The following is a 16,521-nucleotide window of genomic DNA, read 5'->3' on the forward strand; positions in this document are numbered from 1 at the left end:
ACATGGTGAGTATTCACGTGCGCCCGCCCGAAATCGAGGACCGCCTGCTGCCTGGCCACTGGGAAGGCGACTTCATAAAAGGCGCTGGGAACCAATCCTCCGTTGGCGTGCTGGTTGAGCGCACCAGCCGGCTGGTGCTGCTTGCCAAGATGGAGGATGCTACCGCCGCCTCAGCTCTGGCGGGCTTCTCGGCCAAACTCAACTCGATTCCTGAACCCCTGCGCCAGAGCTTCACCTATGACCAGGGCAAGGAGCTTGCGCGGCATCAGGAACTCGCCGCGGCCACCGGCGTGCGCGTGTACTTCTGCGACCCCCATAGCCCCTGGCAACGCGGTACATGTGAAAACACCAACGGGTTGCTGCGGCAGTATCTGCCCAAAGGAACCGACCTCTCGGTCTACACACAGGACGAACTCGATGCTATCGCCGACAGCTTGAACAACCGGCCGCGCGCAACTCACGCATTTCACTCACCGTTCGAGGTCTTCGCCGCCACGCTCGCCTCAGCAAGCCAACCTCAAGGCGGTAAACATTAACCCCTTGTTGCACTTCGATTTGAAACCGCCCACTGATTTCCTTTCCTTGACGATCGAGACATGCAATATACGGTGTTCGGCCGATGACCAGTCGCGGATGCCCTCCATGCGGCCCGGACGACCCGTCTCCGGAAACTGAAGCAGTTGCCTGACGTGCGCGCGGATCCGATCGTCGACGACGACGGCAGCATGCGGGCCGTCCTCTTCGATGTAGTCAAGAATCCCGTCGCGATCCTCGATTGCGAAAGCGGACCATTCAAGTCTCACGCATTACCTTCACCGGATTTGCGAAGAGCCGCCGTGCGACGTTTAGCGAAATGGGCTCCGGCTTCGTCGTGCGGCGTAGCGGGGCGCGGATCGTCCAATGCTTCCTGCACCTTCGCGCGGAACCAGGCGTCATGTGCGGCCGGGTCGGTCGCAAACGCACGGCAACGCGCCCTCGTTGGCGACGCGCGTCAGCAGGATACGGACAGCATCCGAGACGGTGAGCCCATGTTGTCGAGCACCGCAGCCGCGCGCTCTTTCAGCGCGGGATCGATGCGGGTTTGCACCAATGCAGTCGCGGCCATGGCGAATTACTCCTACGTTTAGCTTCGTGCCCATATTGTAATTCATCTGCATTACATGCGATGTCACCGCCCCGTTGGTGTCCACCAATGTGAACGGCACGGAAGGCTACGGGGAGAATGCGCTCACTCGTCGAGCAATGCCAAGACATCTCGTTTGCGGAAGACCATGAGCCCATCATGCATCTCGTTCCGGCGCACACATCCTGCATTCTCGACGTTGGAGCGGGTATTAGAAGCGACGCCGCTGCTTTCGCGGCGATGGGGCATACAGTCGTATGCCGTCGAACCGGAGGACGCATTGCATGCCAGATCTCAGATCCTGCGTTCGGGATGATCGGGCAACGCTTCGTACTTACGCGGCATCTGCTGCGCGCCTCAACGTATCGCAAACAACTCGGCGCGAAATTCGTTGCGTGGTGCGAATTACCGGGGTAACCCCAATTCCGTCACCGGCTTCTGAACGAAGGTCCCACACGCGGTGGCTCAGTTTCGAGCTCGACAAATTGACCAAGCCATTTCAATGGATGACCTTGACTTTGAATGGATGATGAATTTATTTTTATCTACGCGGATGCACGCGGAGCCGGCCCGCTAATTGCTAAGTGACTGTCATCGGTGAGCATCCTCGTGCGAACCAATGAGCGGATGATCGGAATGGCCAAGGCAATGGCGGAGGGAAAAATGGAAGTCTCTGAAAGGATTGGATCACGTGAATTCTCGGCGACATTGGCGCTCAATGGGCTCCTTATCCTGAAGGAAGGGAATCGTGAGCTCTTGCGGGCAACCTTGTGCGACGCCCTTGCGGCGCTTGGCGAATGGCCCGAAGTCACGAATCTGGATTCGACCGTGGGGGACATGTTGCGCGCCTACATTCGTTCTTATGCACGCGTGACATAAGGCGCGTTTTTGCATTCGATTTGCGAAATTCGACCACGCCGCCACGCGGGTAAGTAGGCAAGGCACGCAATGCCCGCGAGCATCGCTATCGGCACCGCGACGCGCAAAAGAAGACGGGAAAGACACTGGCGCAACACGACATACCTCCCGGAGCTGCTATCGCGCCAGGCGGGAATGGCGAACATGCGAAAGGCAGCCGGTTAATCTGTACTCTAGGTGAATTGCTCGTGCACGCCAACTGGAACTGTCGCGATAAGGGATCGGGCTAACGAGTGCCGAGAATCCGCCGCGAAGGTCGGATTCACGCAGAAAACATGAGCCTGTCGATGCAGGAAGGACTACGAATCCGCAAGGATGCAGAGGCGAGTCATGATCACGGCTGCCAGCGTCAACATCGAAGTCAGCAATAGGAATCCAAGCCGCTGCGCCGGTTGCGCCGCTACCTGATGCATAAGATGATGTGGGACAAGAAGCGGGAAGAACCGTTGGGCAAGGCGTGCCAGGCGGAGGTCGAGCGAGCCGTAGAGGCGTATCTCGCGACGCCCGCGCCGGATAAACGCGTTCGCGCCGTTCGTCATCGGTGGCTTGATCGTGTACGAGCGTATCAGGACGAGTCTCTATTCGGACCGTATGCTCCGAGTCCGCAAGTCAATATGCAAGGTCTCCTAGAAACGACGGGCAGAAACGACCGACGCTGGAAATCGCTGGTGCGTGCGTCGGGCAGTGGCTGAAGGGAATGACCGTCGGATTCGATACGCTTGGCGTTGCGCGCGTTCTGCTGGCCGACGATCTCGCAGATGAACAGATGAACCCGCGACAGGTCAACAGATCAGTCAAGTCGGAACTGCCGTGCAGCAGCAGCGCGTCACGTATTGCGCTCTTCAGAGCGGGCGAACGCAAAAGCGACCGCAAAGACCGCAAACGTATTGAGAAGTCGAGAAGTCCGACGGTAGGATCGCCACCCGGAAAGAACTCTCGCGTCAGGGTCGTCAGGCTGAGATCCTGTTGAGCCCACCGCTCTATGACACTTGCTGCGTTGCAGTTTGGCGAGCTCGTGGGCGCTAGGAGCGACCGGTTTCACTGCGGGTCGTGCGCTGCGGGCTTGGTTGGTGAAACCTGGTCGCTGTCGACGGACGCGCGCCGATCATGAAGCGTCCTTCGCCCACAGAGCCGTGCGGTCGTTTAAACGTGTCACCTTGGTCATTTCTGATCATCGGAACGGCCGGCACCGAGTGCCTCGAGCAACGGCCGGAGGGCATCCAGTTCCGCGCCAAAGCCGCTCCAGTCTCCCACCTTCAGTCGCTCAATGGCGCGGTCATAGTGCGCAAGTGCTTCGCGCGCGCGCGCGTCCACTGTGCCTCGGGGTGGCGACGCAGCTTGCGTGGTCTCCTTGAATAGCGCCGCCAGGGCTTCACCCAGGCTTGCCTCCATCACCACACGGTCACCATAGGCGGCAATCACCCGCTTCAACTCCGGCAACTGACCGGACGCCGCGCGCAAATAGAGCGGAGAAACGTAGAGGATCGAGTTCTCGATCGGCGCGACCACAAGATGACCGCGAATGACGCGTGAGCCCATCTGGTTCCATAGCGAGATCTGCTGCGAGATCTCGGTATTCTGCTGAATACGGGCTTCGATCTGAAACGGCCCGTAGACCAGCTTGTCCTTGGGAAACGTATAGACGATGAGCTTGCCGTACCCGGACGGATCGCAACGCGCCGCCAGCCACGCAATCATGTTCTCCCGCTGGCTTGGCACCATCGGCAGCATGAGGATGAACTCGGCGCGCGTGTCACCAGGGAGTCGCATGATCGTGTAGTACGGCGGCATCGTGCTGGCGGGGCTCCCGCCATCCATTCCGACCAGCTCCCGGGGAAACTGCCACAGATCCTCGCGGTTGTAGAAGACCTCCGGCGCATCCATATGATAAGTGCGGTAGAGCTGCGCCTGGATCAGGAACAGATCTTCGGGGTAGCGGATATGCTGCCGGAGTTCCGGTGGCATCGCGTCCAAAGGCTTGAAAAAACCCGGGAAGGTACGCGCGTACGTCCGCAGGAGCGGATCGGCGGGATCGCTGACGTAGAAATCGACCGTGCCGTGGTACGCGTCGACGACGACCTTGACGGCGTTGCGGATGTAATTGGCGCCGTCGCCGAAACCCGGCCGGGAGTAAGGAAACCACCGGCTGACGGTGTAGGCGTCCTGTATCCAGAACAGACGCCCATTGCTTGCGACGACGTAGGGGTCATGGTCGAGACTCAGGAACGGCGCGATCGTACGCACGCGGTCCTGAACGTTGCGGTGAAACAGGATCCGGCTCTGGTCTGTGATATAGCCGCTCAGTAGGATGTTGGGATCGTCGAGCTGCCAGGCGAAGAGACTGCGTCGCGCCACACTGCCGATGGTGACGCCGTCGCGCCCGCTATACGTTGTATAGGCGTTGTCCGCCCCTTTGGAATAGTCGAATTCAGCTGCATTGCTGTTGACGATGACGTAGTCCTGTCGGCCCTCACTGAAATAGAGACGTGGTTCGCGAATGGCCGGGCCGCCGTTGGATACGGGAGGGATATCCCGCAGATAGAAGAAGGGCAAGCCTTCGGTGGATTTCTCGGTGACTGGCGACATCACGATGCCGATGCCGTGAGTGAAGATAAGGTGCAGGTTCACCCAGGTTTGGGCGTTGGGCGGGAGCATCTCCGGTTCCAATTCACGCGCCGACAGCATCACCTGCCTGTATCCTGCGTGAAGCTGATAGCGGTCGATGTCCACCGAGAGAAATTTGTAGTAAGTCCTGATCTCCTGCAACTGTGCGTAGGTATCCATCAGCGGTTGAACATCCCATAGCCGGATGTTGTCGATGGTCGCCCGATTGGCCTGCAGCGAGTCGAGAGTCAGTCCTTGCTCGGCCGCAAATGGTTTAACCTCGATCTTTGCGAGGCCATAAGCCTGCCGCGTTAGCGCGATAGTGTGCTCGATATAGGGTGTCTCCAGTCTCAGCTCGCTCGGTTTGACATAGAAGCGCTGAAACAGCGACGGATAGATCACAGCGAACACAAGCGAACTGCCGAATACGAGCCCCGCGAGCACGGCAGGCTGCAGATAGCTCCGCCGGCGCATGTTGATCCAAAGGGCGACGGATGAGGCTGCGGCAAGGCCGACAAGCATCCACAGGACCGGCAACTCGACGTGGACATCGGTGTAGCTGGCCCCGACCACGACGCCGTTGTCGTCATAGAGCAGCAGAAAGCGGTCGAGCCACCACGACCAGGCCTTCACCGCAAAGAACAAACCGAGCAGCGCCGAACCATGAGCGATGGCGGCGGGCGAGAGCGTCCGTGGTAAGCGCCCCAGCGCGATGTCACCGCGCAACCCGTAGACAGCACCTGCCAGGATCGCGGTACAGGAGACCAAGCGCAGCAGCCAGTTCTTGAGCGCGACATACGCAGGTAGCGAGAAAAGATAAAAGCCGATGTCCCGCTCAAAGATCGGATCGCGCTCGCCAACAGGCACCTGATAAATGAAGCGAAGCGCGATATCCCAGCTCGAGATTTCGCTGGCGGCGAAAAACAGGCCAAAGACGACCGCGGCGCCGGCAATACTGGAGCGCCAGGGAACGCGCGGCGCGATTAGTTCGGCCAGATCGCCAGTGCCTTCCGTCGCACCCGAAGGACCGGCGGCTTCCGCTTGCGAGATATCGACGCCCCTCGCGTAACGATGCGCCAAGATCCCCGACAGCCATATCGCGCACGCCGAGACTGCGAATACCGCGGCAAACAGCAGCACTCTCGCGGAAAGCATGGTCCAGAAAACGCCACCATAGCCGATCGAAGAGAACCAGAGGCAGTCGACCAGGATGCCGGTGATGCGTCCGACGACAATCAGGCCGGCGATGACTGCCATCGCCGTGATTGCATAACGTCTCAGGCGCATGCCGGATTTCACTCCCGACCGCATAGTCCCTCCTGTGCTGGCCGTCGCCCATGCCTGCTGCGATCGGATCAATCGCGGACTGCCGATCTGCCCCGAGCGCGGCTGAACGGACTGTCAAAGCAGCCCGGATAGTCCGTGCATAGCCATCCCATGACCTGTGCGACGCAAGTTCGCACGGAGTGGGTTCAGACCGATTGAATGATTGTAGTTCTGTGTGGCGATTGACATCGGCACCGCGCGCAAACGGCCACTCGCCCAGGGCAGGATGCAATGGCCCCGCATGAGCGCGAAGGCCGATGCCCCGCCTACGAGGCGAAGAGGCGAAGAGGCGAAGAGGCGAATGACGCCTGTACTCCGAAAGAGACGCACGGGACGTCGAGCGGTCGCGAGGGACCGTGCGCGGCGCCGAAATTGTCACGTTGTCACGTTCACTGCCCGACTTGCCGGCTCGCCCGGATTTCCTGTTGGTTGAGTGCGCGATCTTCCTGGCGGGTGAGATGTCCACCGGTCTGGCTCGCCATCAGCCGCTCTTCATGGCGGATCTGGTGGACTTCGCGATGCAAGTGTATCGCCTGGCTGTGGGACATCTCGCCTTCCCGGACCTCCTGATGGATTCGCGATCCTGATTGGCCAGACGCTGATTGACCCCGGACCGGCGCGTATGCGCTTCATTCCAGTTCTTGGCATCCGATGCGGTGCCGATGAACGTGACGGACAGTGCCGTGATTGCGGCCAGTTAGAAGGTGAGCATGCCCATGGTTATCTCCTGTCGAGGGGCCGGCGTGTTGTCGGTCTTCCCCTCAACGTCGTAGCTGACCGCTATGTTGACGTTGCTCTTGTGAGTTGTGAAATGGAATATCTCGCGCGCGTCTGACCGATTGTATGTTTTCACTTGTAGGTTCTGCGAATTCGTTCCCTTCGGGCGGACGCACGGGCAGGCAATGTCGTCCGCGCGGGCATGGTTGCGATCGCGGGGAATGGTCGCGCCGAGTCGATCACCGCCCGGTCAACATCCGGAGGATCTTCTGGACGATGCGCTCGTGCCGCTCCAGCGCCTCATCGAGCGTGTGTGCTCCGTAGCTTCTGTTGTCTCGCGCTTCCATTCCGGCGATTCGCGTTACGAACAGCGAACCCTCCCCGATATTCTGAGCGGACACACCTCGGAAGCGGGTCGCGACCGTCACGCCGGATTCGTCCAGCAGCGTGCGGCGGAAGATCAGTTCGTTCTCAGTCATCCAGCGCGACCACTCGTCGCAATCGAACACTTCGACGGGCCTGTTTTTCGCATCGAGCACATACAAGCGCTCCGAACTGGACCGGGCAGAAGGTGCTTTCATATTTCAATGCGAAGGCGAGCAGGAAGCCGATCGCCCGCCATTAGATTTCGTCGACGCGACCCTGTCATTATGTTCCACTGCCGTCATCACCATCAGTCGTTTCAGTCGGCCGGCGAGTGGAAGAGTCCGTCACCGAAGGACGGGGACGATGCTGTCACGTTCCGCAAAAGCTTGGTCCGAAGTACGTCTTCCAGCGACGCGACAGCGTTTGTCACCGCAGACTGCGACACATCTCGTTGGCTGCCGCCATCGAGATTTGACCACTTTCAGCCGCTGCAACGAAGTACCGCAACCGTCGGATAGTGATGCTGTCCTCTGACATTCGAAAAACTCATATGGGGTTTCCGGATACATGATTTTACGATAGTCACGTCGATTCCTATACGCATGGACGGCGATATCGCGCCGCTCGAACGTCTCACCGAACTCGCGGAAAAGTACGGCGCGTTGCTCATCGTCGACGATGCGCACGGCTTCGGCGTGCTCGGCCTGCAAGGACACGCGGCGCGCTCGGGCGCTTCGGTTGCGCTGCCGCATCTCGTTTGTGTCGGGACGCTCGGCACAACAAATATGTCCCGAACGCGCGTTGCCGGGGCGCTCCTCTGCCTTGATCACAAGTCCTGGAGCGTTCGACGGCCTCTTGCTTTCGGTAAGATGGCGTCAGTCCAGAACGAGGCGAACTCAATGAACAATGAACAAGCATGAACTGCTCGACGCGGTCGCGTCGCAACCGGGAACAGCATGGCCGTCGTCGAAGACACGCTCACCGCAGTGTGGCGACGATCACTAAGGACAGCGCACGGTGTGCGGTGCAGTTGGTCGGGTTTGGCAGCTTCGGCCGCGGCGGGCGCGGGGACCGCACAGGCCGCAACCCGCAAACCGGCGAGGCGGCCGAAATCGTCGCCGCGAGGCGGTCAGGTTTTCCGCCGGCAAGGCCTCCAAGGACGCCGTCAACGCGTCTTAAACGTTCGATGAGCGGGATAGTGCGGACGGCCGCATCAGAACAACTGGCTTTCGAGCGGAAGTAGGCTAGACAGTTTCACCGCGGTCAGGCGCTCGCGCCCATCAGGGTGAATCAACCGGTTCATGACGCGCTGACCGTGCGCTTCACCCGAAATCTCGACGATTCGATCCCGGTAGCGCACAAGCGTGCCACGGGAAGGTCTTCGCTTCGTGCGACGGCGAGTTGATGACGGCATAAGAGAGTAGTAGGGCGCGTCGCTCTGATTATGCCAAGCTCTCGCCTTGCCGCGTGCATCCATCACGGCACAACAACAATCTGCCAATCCGCGAATATCTATGCGTCGCTTCTTTGTTCTTCGTTCGCCCGTCCACGCACGAGGCGATATTTGTCGTGGCCCGGACCCAAACGGAGGAGAATCCTCAGAATATAAGGGCAAGCTTAATTCGTGGAAGGCAGCCCAGCGTCGGTATGAGCGCTAGGCGGTGGAAGATGCCCATACATTCTTCTTCGATCTCGATGACGGGTGGGTGATCGACGGGGCGCGGGGCGGCAACTCGACGCGCTGGGTGGATCATAACTGTGTGCACCCAACTGCGAAGCTGAGCAACAGGGCAGTCGCGTCTTCTTCCGGGCGCTGCGCGATATCGAACCAGGCGAGGAGCTTTTGATTTTCGGCTCTTTGTCGAGGGCCGAAAGACGTTGGCGCGGAAAAAGCTTTACGCGTGCCGATGCGGCGCGGGGCGTTGTAGAGGTACGATGTTGGCGCCCTGAGCGGAACACGTACCGGCCGCTGACCTCAACAGCCGCGATGCGCGCAACGATGTACGGGTTCGCCGATCATTTTCCCGAGAGGAGCGCCGGTCTCGTCATCCAACGTTCCGTCGGTGACGACGCCGCTCAGCGACATTCAAGTTCTTTCAATGCAGTTCTTCTCGTGGTGAAGTCGGCATGCCTGCACATAAATGGACTTTCGCTTCCCGCTTCAAGCGCTCCGGCTTCGGGTGGAGGTCGGCGCTACCCATTCAGCGCATCAAGGAGGCGTTATCTGAAATCCGTTCTGCCGCGCGCATCGACCCGGTGCTGGGCGCAGAGGGCGCCGTCGTGCTGCTCGAAAAATTGTCGCCCGCGCTCGAGCAGGTTGACAGTTCCTCGGGCGCCGTGGGCAGCGCCGTCAATCGCGCAATTGATGCCCTCGTGCCGGTGATCGCCGCAGCCGAAGTACCGCAAGCGGTGCGGGAGCGCTGGTTAGAACGCCTGTTCGAAGCGTTGCAAGAGGACCGGATGCCATACATCGAAGGTCTGGGCGAGCACTGGGGCACCTTGTGCGTCACGCCCGAGCTCGCCTCTCGATGGGCAGATCAATTGCTGCCACTCAGCCGGCACGTCGTGCAGGCCGACGAGCACGGATTTTTCGTCGGGACGATACCGTGTTTAAGCGCATTGCACAGGGCCGGTCGCTTCGATGAGCTGCTGGAGCTCGTCAATTGCGATCGACTGAAATTTTGGTGGTATCGTCGGTGGGCGGTCGAGGCACTGGTTTCACTGGGGCGCCCCGGGGACGCAGTCCGTTTGGCCGAAGGGAGTCGCGGACTTAACGCGCCAGAAGGGGCCATCGCACGGCGCTGCGAGGCGATTCTCCTCGACTGTGGAATGGCCGAGGAGGCCTATCAGCGGTACGCGATTGCCGCCAATCGAGCAGGCACATACCTCGCGACCTTTCGAGCGATCGCGAAGAAGTATCCCGATCGTTCGGCGCAAAGCATTCTCACCGATCTCATCGAATCCGAGCCGGGCTCGCAAGGCAAATGGTTCGCCGCCGCGAAGGACGCGGGGTTGCTGGATATTGCGCTTTCGCTTGCGACGAGCCACCCGACGGATCCGAAAACACTCACGCGCGCGGCGCGAGACTTTGCAGCGAAGCAGCCCCATTTCGCTACGGCTTGTGGACTGTGCGCGTTGCGGTGGATCGAGGCCGGCTACGGATACGAGATAGCGCCCTTGGACGTTCTCGACGCGTATGATGCAACGATCAACGCCGCCGCAGCCGGTGGCGTTCCGGCGACGGAGATCGAGGCTCGTGTGCGACAGCTCGTCGGAGGGCCCCATTCGTTCGTAGCGCAGGTGCTCTCAGCGAAACTGGCCTAACTGGGGGCAGCATAAGCGGCTTGCGCAGCACCTCGATCGCTTAGCATTCGACGACGTCCCTCTACTTCAACGAGTGTGTTGATATCAAGGTCCTTCGCCGCACTCGATGGAGACGTCGCAAGCGCTTCGAGTTGTTTCCGTGCGTCAGCAAGGGACTGTTGCATTCTTCGCCAAAACTAGCGCCAGTCGAGAGAAGCAGAGAAGCTCGGCAACCGCACAAGAGGGTAAGCGGCCCACGCTGCGACAGTCGTAGCCATCTGATGCAGCGTCAACGGTATGTAATACTTATGAGCGCAGCAACTTACCTTCGTTCCGTTAAGACTGAAACGAGCGTTCCGCGATGACCCATACTGCGACTACACGTCGTCACGCATTGTCCGGGTACCTCGCTAGCTCATCAGCGCCGGGCCGCATCTCGGGGCACGACCTCGTGTCGCGGGGGAGGAGCCGGATCTTTCGGCAGAGATGAAGTCGATGAAAGGCGTGCGCGAGCGAGTTGCTCGATCAAATGGGCGAAGCCGCGTAGTCCACGCGGCGCGGCAAGAGGTCTTGGCTGGTTCATGTCTTCGTTCCGAGCGGTGGGGCTCCCGGCGCCGCGAACGCGGTTGTAGAGGAGTGTAGCGCGACCCACCATTGCGACGTTCCGATGCGTTTCGACTCCTTTGTATCAGTTGCCAACTTCGCGTCACGTCGGCACTTCCTCCGACGCTCCCTAGTGATAGGGGCGTAGACAAATGCCGCTTGTCGGCCTTTGCGGACGTTCATAGATTGCGGGCGGAACGACTCTTCAACCCTCGTCACCGGCCGTTGACACTACCCTCTCTCAAACGGCGGTTCGCCTTCCAACCGGTTATCGGACCCGTGGGCTCAGAAATCGCCGCTTCGCGCCGAGCAGCAAGCGTAGCCGCCCCCCGTCTGCCCTCCTCGCGTTCGCCTTGGACGACGGAAGCTGTCGGTGAACCCCAGCGCCTATATTCAACGGTGGCCATCCGCGCAAATATTTTAATAAACCCTTAATTCCTCCGACAAATCGCCGTTAATCACCTGACAGCCGCCTGGGACGTTCGTCCGGGGGCTTTGTTTGAGTCCATGTCCCCGGGAATACATCCGCTTCATGCAGCGGGTTCCGGAATAGGACAGAGTCAGCGTCCCGAACGGGACAGTCGAAAAGACGGAGCGATTGAATCATGCAAATCAAAAACCTACGGATCGGAGTTCGCCTCGGCTGCGCGTTCGGCGTAGTCGTCGCGCTCATGATCGGTACCGCGGCACTGGGAACCGCGCATCTTGAATCGAGCAACGAGAAAATGGATAACGTCGTCAGCGAGCACTATTCGCTGATCGCGCTGAGCAACACCATAAAGACTAATGGCTACAAGGCCAATGGCATCTTGAGCAAGCTCTTGCTTGCCTCGTCGGAGGATCAGGCAAAGCGCTTCATCGACGAATATGTGGCGATCCGTACCGCCAATGCACAAGCGTATGCGAAGCTCGAAAAACTCCTGTTAAGCGATGACGGCAAGGCGCTTTTCAAGGAGCAGATCGGCGCGCGTACGGTTTATGGCGCTAGCGTCCGTAAATTCTTTGATCTCGTCAAAGGCAACCAGCAGCAGGACGCGCGCGAGCTGTATCTCGGCGATCTCGCCCGTCAACAGGACGACTACTACCTGCTGGTCGACAAGATGGTCGATTATCAGGCCGCGCTGATGCAGGCAGCCGCGACCAAGGCTGCTGAAGACGGCCACGACGCGCGCATCCAGATGGTGCTGCTCTCGCTTGCCGCAATACTCGCGGCGATCGGCACCGGCATCGTCATCACGCGCAGCATTACCAAGCCTATTCGTCAAGCGGTCAACCTTGCCGAAGCTGTGGCGAACGGCGACCTGACGCATCGGCTCGACGTCGCGTCGAGGGATGAAATCGGCAGACTGCAGGGCGCGCTCAAGCGAATGATCGAGAACCTGCACGGCATCGTGGGCAATGTGCGCACGGCGACGCAAACGATTACGCACGCGTCGCGGGAAGTCGCGAGCGGCAACATGGACCTCTCGAACCGCACGGAGCAGCAGGCCAGCGCCCTTGAACAGACGGCGGCCGCGATGGACGAACTTACCTCCACCGTGAAGCAAAACGCCGACAACGCGCTGGAAGCCAACCGCGTCGCATCGGATGCCTCAGTGATTGCCGGCAGAGGCGGGGAAGCCGTGAACCGCGTCGTCGATACGATGGGCGCCATCAACGCTTCATCGCGCGAGATCGTGAACATCATCACTGTGATCGAGGGCATCGCTTTCCAGACGAACATACTCGCGCTTAACGCCGCTGTCGAAGCGGCGCGGGCCGGCGAACACGGACGCGGCTTTGCCGTCGTCGCGAGCGAAGTCCGAAGCCTCGCCCAGCGAAGCGCGGTGGCGGCCAAGGAAATCAAGACGCTTATCGACAACTCAGTCGGTCTCGCGGATACGGGCAGCCAGACCGTCGAGGAAGCGGGCCAAACCATTCGTGAAGTGCTCAGCAGCATTTCGCGCGTAACGAGCATCGTCGGTGAAATGAGCATATCGAGCCGCGAGCAGAGCGACGGCATCGAGCAGATCAATCAGGCCGTCACGCAAATGGATCAGGTTACGCAGGAGAACGCCGCGCTCGTCGAAGAAAGTGCGGCCGCAGCGCAGTCGTTGCGCGATCAAGCCGCTGAACTGACACAACTGGTCGCCTCCTTCAAGCTCGACGCCGCCGAAGCGCCGAAGTTCGCACGAGAAGTGAGCCAAGCGGACGCGGCGCCCACCGTGCCGATGCTCGCAATCAGCTGATCGCCATACGGCGCCGTCGCGAACGGCGCACTCGCTGAAGGTTGTTGCAGGATGGACGGAGACACGGGGCCGGACCAGCATTCCGGCCCTGCAAAAACAGTTGACCGGCAGCGCAGAACCAGACGCTCGCCGAGCCGACTCGCGGTCTGTTGACCGAGTTCCTCCTCTGATCTCGCCCGGATTGCGTCTCGATCGGGCGCGGGGAGAACGGCGAATCCGAATAACCGTTATCCGACACCCAGCCCATACCATGTACCAAGACCCTATTGACGAAGCTCCGGTTCACGAAACCGCCGCCGACCGCTCAAAGAATGTTGACGCCGCAGCGCAGGCAGTGGCGGCCCTGATCGACGCTTACCGCAACCATGGCCATCTCCTGGCGACGCTGGACCCGCTTGGACTCTCCGCGCCGGGACACGCGCCGGCGTTGTCGCCGCTCCATCACGGACTCGACGCATCGCAGACGATCGCCGTTCAAAACGCATCGTTCGCATCGGCGGCGACGGTCGGCGAACTTGAGGAACAGCTCACGCGGGCTTACTGTGGTGCGCTGGCGCTCGACTGCAGCGGCGTGCGCAACGAGTCGCGCCGCGCATGGCTATTCCAGCAGATGGAGAGCGATCGCGTTCTCTCGCGGCCCACGCAGCAACAGCGCGAGGCGCTGCTGGCGCGTCTGCTCGACGCCGAAATGTGGGAACGCCTCGTCGCGGCACGCCACGAAGATGCGAAGCGCTTCTCGTTGGAAGGGTGCGAGAGCTTCGTGCCGCTTCTCGACACGCTGATCGCAAGCGCGGCAAGCGACGGCACGCAGCAGTTGTTTCTCGGTATGCCGCATCGCGGACGGGTGAATACGCTTGTCAACGTGATGGGGTTCCCTGCTGCGGAAATGATAGATCGCCTCGATCCTGACTCGGATTTCCCGGCCGTTCAAACGGACCTGCCGTACCATTTGGGCGGTGAGGTCGTAAAGCGCACGCCGAACGGCGACGTCCTCGTGTTTCTGGCGCACAACCCATCGCATTTGCAAAGCGTTTACCCTGTCGTCAGCGGCATGGCTCGTGCATGGCAGGATGACCATCCAGGCGAGGATTGCGTGACGGTTGCAGTTCATGGCGACGCCGCGTTCGCCGGCCAGGGCGTCGTCATGGAAACGCTGAATATGACGCGCAAGGACGGCTATGATTTGCGCGGCACCGTCCACGTCATCCTGAACAACCAGATCGGCTTCACCACCCCGAACAGGATGGATGCAAGCGACCACGCTTACTGCACCGATATCGCGCGCATGATCGACGCACCGGTCGTCCGCGTCAACGCGGATCATCCGGAAGAAGTCGTCCGTGCAGCGCGGCTGGCGTATGACTATCGCAAGGAGCACGGGGCGGATATTGTGATCGATCTGATCGGTTATCGCCGCCTCGGGCATTCGGAGCACGATGTTCCCGCAGTCACGCAACCGCTGTTGCAGTTGGCGATCGACATGCATCCGACCGTGACGGAGCTGTACTACATCGCCACCGGTGGCGGCACCGCGCTTCCCGCCTTGCGCGACGATGCGCTGCGCAGGCTTGGATCGAATGGCACCGTTGCAGAGGCCCTTGCGCCAGAAGATGGCGAGACGAACGGCGACGCGACCGGCGAGGCGACCGTTCGTCCCGGCGCGCAACTGTCGTTGAGCCGGCTGCGGGCGCTCGCTGCCGCGATCACGCGTGTGCCGGAGAACGTGTCGCTGCATCCGATCATATCTGCGATGCTCGCGACGTGGCAAGACACCGTCGCGAACGAGAACCGTCCGGCCGACTGGCGCTTCGCCGAAAACATGGCGTATGCCTCTTTGCTCGAAGCCGGGCATGATATCCGGCTATCGGGTCTCGACGTGGGGCGTGGCACGTTCATGCATCGCCACGCCGTCTGGCATGCGCAGGATGCGCACGACGAGCCGGGCCACCGTCATGTGCCGCTCAGTGGCATCGCCGCGAAGCAGGGACGGTTTGACATCGCGAACTCGCCGCTGACCGAAGAGGCCGTGCTTGGATTCGAGTATGGCTACAGCGTGCAAACGAAGGCCACGATGACTGTCTGGGAAGCGCAGTACGGTGATTTCGTCAACGGCGCGCAGGTTTTCATCGATCAGTACATCGCGGCCGGCGAGTTCAAGTGGGGTTATGAGTCGGCGCTCGCCGTATTGCTGCCGCATGGTCATGAGGGCGTCGGTCCGGAGCATTCGAGCGGCTATCTGGCCCGCTTCCTGCAGCTTTGCGCGGACGAAAACATGCGGATTGTCGTGCCTTCGACCTCGGCGCAATGGTTTCATCTGCTTCGCCAGCACGCGACGACCGAACGTCGGACGCCGCTCATCGTCATGTCTCCGAAGTCGAAGCTTTACGGCAACGTGGCGTCGCATGCGCCGCTGCGAGAGATGATCGACGGCGCATTTCAATGCGTGCTGGGGGACGAACGTATCTCAGATGCAAGTGCGGTTAAACGCGTCGTGCTATGCAGCGGAAAGTTCTACTACGAATTGCGCGATGCTCGCGACGCTTCCGGCGACGAATCGACGGCGATTATCCGCATCGAGCAGCTCTATCCGTTCCCGCATGACCAGCTCCGGCGGGTGCTCGCCTCGTTCATCGACTTGCGCAGCGTCACGTGGGCGCAAGAGGAGGACCGTAATCAGGGCGCATGGCGATTCGTTCGCGACGAACTTGAGACCGCGCTGCCCGCCGATTGCGTCCTGCGCGAGGTATGCCGCACCGCGACGCCGGCCGGCGCGCATTCTTCCGTGGCGGCGCATCGTCGGGAACAAGCGCGGCTGGTCGCGGCGGCATTGACGGCGGCCGCACGGTAGTAGGAGAGTAGGAGGACATCGTCGCTCGCATGGCTGTAGTCGGGGTCTTGTCCACGTGAAGTGCAGGTCGAGCCCATCCTGTCCCTTCAGCTGTGCAATCTAGCACGTCTGCAAAGCTCTTCCGTGCGTCTGCCTCACATGCTCTTACAGCTGCCTGTAGCCGACCGCGCGAAGGGCACCTGGCAGTTGTCGGAAGTCTGGAGCGTAACGCGCCGTTGGTTCGTCAATTGCGAAGGTTCGATGACCGTCTCTCAGTGGCCGAGCCCCTTCTAGACGAATGCGGACGCCTCGGCCAAAGCCGACGCTCGCCGTTCGTCCGCTGCGCGGCTGCAGCTCGCCGCATTGCTGTCATTCGCGACGTGGCCCGGTAAAAGGTCGGTATCTTGACCGGCGAACGAGTCTTCACGACCCACTTCTGCCGTTTCGCGTTAGGTACGCCGAGCGTCTCTCGAGGGAGTGCAACGGCCAGTCGCTCGCCGTGTCGA

10 protein-coding genes and 4 pseudogenes are annotated in these 16,521 nt (G+C 60.7%); 10 read left to right on the forward strand and 4 right to left on the reverse strand.

Features of this window, described 5'->3' with window-relative positions; translation table 11 throughout:
* On the forward strand, positions 1 to 536 hold a 536-nt coding region (locus tag AWB75_RS27430), incomplete at its 5' end, for an IS30 family transposase (protein WP_143746513.1).
* On the opposite strand, the gene AWB75_RS27435 is transcribed toward AWB75_RS27430, so the two are convergent.
* Together AWB75_RS27435 and AWB75_RS38755 are read right to left on the reverse strand one after the other, a co-directional pair.
* Positions 504 to 803 carry a type II toxin-antitoxin system RelE/ParE family toxin gene (locus AWB75_RS27435; protein WP_061127177.1) on the reverse strand — a complete coding sequence of 100 codons (300 nt, stop codon included), beginning with the start codon at positions 801 to 803 and terminating at the stop codon, positions 504 to 506. The two genes, AWB75_RS27430 and AWB75_RS27435, sit on opposite strands and share 33 nt — an antisense overlap.
* Positions 800 to 1,105: pseudogene (locus AWB75_RS38755) on the reverse strand (type II toxin-antitoxin system RelB/DinJ family antitoxin). The gene AWB75_RS27435 and the pseudogene AWB75_RS38755 overlap by 4 nt, the downstream one beginning before the upstream one ends.
* Positions 1,106 to 1,429: 324 nt before the next feature.
* Here AWB75_RS38755 and AWB75_RS39655 point away from each other — a divergent pair.
* Positions 1,430 to 1,540 (forward strand): annotated as a pseudogene (locus AWB75_RS39655) (IS6 family transposase); the annotation flags it as partial.
* A 219-nt stretch (positions 1,541 to 1,759) separates the two neighbouring features.
* Positions 1,760 to 2,002, forward strand: coding sequence for a hypothetical protein (locus AWB75_RS27445; RefSeq protein WP_143749393.1), 243 nt, complete (start codon positions 1,760 to 1,762; stop codon positions 2,000 to 2,002).
* A gap of 1,200 nt (positions 2,003 to 3,202) precedes the next feature.
* Here AWB75_RS27445 and AWB75_RS27455 read toward each other — a convergent pair.
* Complete coding sequence (locus tag AWB75_RS27455) at positions 3,203 to 5,956, reverse strand: UPF0182 family membrane protein (RefSeq protein WP_061127180.1); 2,754 nt, start codon at positions 5,954 to 5,956, stop codon at positions 3,203 to 3,205.
* 371 nt (positions 5,957 to 6,327) lie between these two features.
* Here AWB75_RS27455 and AWB75_RS39525 point away from each other — a divergent pair, with 371 nt between their 5' ends.
* A complete protein-coding gene (locus AWB75_RS39525; RefSeq protein WP_159462812.1) occupies positions 6,328 to 6,558 on the forward strand; it encodes a hypothetical protein in 231 nt (76 codons plus the stop codon).
* Between the two features lie 369 nt (positions 6,559 to 6,927).
* Here the strand turns inward: AWB75_RS39525 and AWB75_RS27465 are convergent, their stop codons facing one another.
* Positions 6,928 to 7,269, reverse strand: a complete 342-nt coding sequence (locus AWB75_RS27465; RefSeq protein ID WP_061127182.1) for a hypothetical protein — start codon at positions 7,267 to 7,269, stop codon at positions 6,928 to 6,930.
* Between the two features lie 375 nt (positions 7,270 to 7,644).
* Between AWB75_RS27465 and AWB75_RS39335 the strand changes: the two genes are divergently transcribed.
* The 6 genes and pseudogenes from AWB75_RS39335 to AWB75_RS27500 all read left to right on the forward strand — a co-directional run bounded on the left by AWB75_RS39335 (position 7,645) and on the right by AWB75_RS27500 (position 16,036).
* Positions 7,645 to 7,974: an aminotransferase class I/II-fold pyridoxal phosphate-dependent enzyme gene (locus tag AWB75_RS39335; RefSeq protein WP_407642171.1), complete on the forward strand. Its 330-nt coding sequence runs from the start codon at positions 7,645 to 7,647 to the stop codon at positions 7,972 to 7,974.
* Positions 7,961 to 8,233: pseudogene (locus AWB75_RS27475) on the forward strand (HU family DNA-binding protein). The gene AWB75_RS39335 and the pseudogene AWB75_RS27475 overlap by 14 nt, the downstream one beginning before the upstream one ends.
* A 577-nt stretch (positions 8,234 to 8,810) precedes the next feature.
* Positions 8,811 to 8,861, forward strand: a pseudogene (locus AWB75_RS39340) (SET domain-containing protein-lysine N-methyltransferase); the annotation flags it as partial.
* Between the two features lie 320 nt (positions 8,862 to 9,181).
* Positions 9,182 to 10,378: a hypothetical protein gene (locus AWB75_RS27490; protein WP_061127184.1), complete on the forward strand. Its 1,197-nt coding sequence runs from the start codon at positions 9,182 to 9,184 to the stop codon at positions 10,376 to 10,378.
* Between the two features lie 1,187 nt (positions 10,379 to 11,565).
* Positions 11,566 to 13,188, forward strand: a complete 1,623-nt coding sequence (locus tag AWB75_RS27495) for a methyl-accepting chemotaxis protein (protein WP_061127185.1) — start codon at positions 11,566 to 11,568, stop codon at positions 13,186 to 13,188.
* Between the two features lie 250 nt (positions 13,189 to 13,438).
* Complete coding sequence (locus AWB75_RS27500; RefSeq protein ID WP_087086896.1) at positions 13,439 to 16,036, forward strand: 2-oxoglutarate dehydrogenase E1 component; 2,598 nt, start codon at positions 13,439 to 13,441, stop codon at positions 16,034 to 16,036.
* The last annotated feature ends 485 nt before the right edge of the window (positions 16,037 to 16,521 follow it).

This window comes from Caballeronia catudaia (genome assembly GCF_001544755.2).
In the GTDB taxonomy this organism is placed as follows: Bacteria; Pseudomonadota; Gammaproteobacteria; order Burkholderiales; family Burkholderiaceae; genus Caballeronia; species Caballeronia catudaia.

Excerpts from the sequence above, each read along its gene's own strand:
- AWB75_RS27445 (WP_143749393.1), top strand. The coding sequence starts at position 1,760 with ATGGCCAAGGCAATGGCGGAGGGAAAAATGGAAGTCTCTGAAAGGATT.
- AWB75_RS27500 (WP_087086896.1), top strand. The coding sequence starts at position 13,439 with ATGTACCAAGACCCTATTGACGAAGCTCCGGTTCACGAAACCGCCGCC.
- AWB75_RS27465 (WP_061127182.1), bottom strand. The coding sequence starts at position 7,269 with ATGAAAGCACCTTCTGCCCGGTCCAGTTCGGAGCGCTTGTATGTGCTC.
- AWB75_RS27490 (WP_061127184.1), top strand. The coding sequence starts at position 9,182 with ATGCCTGCACATAAATGGACTTTCGCTTCCCGCTTCAAGCGCTCCGGC.
- AWB75_RS27455 (WP_061127180.1), bottom strand. The coding sequence starts at position 5,956 with ATGCGGTCGGGAGTGAAATCCGGCATGCGCCTGAGACGTTATGCAATC.
- AWB75_RS27495 (WP_061127185.1), top strand. The coding sequence starts at position 11,566 with ATGCAAATCAAAAACCTACGGATCGGAGTTCGCCTCGGCTGCGCGTTC.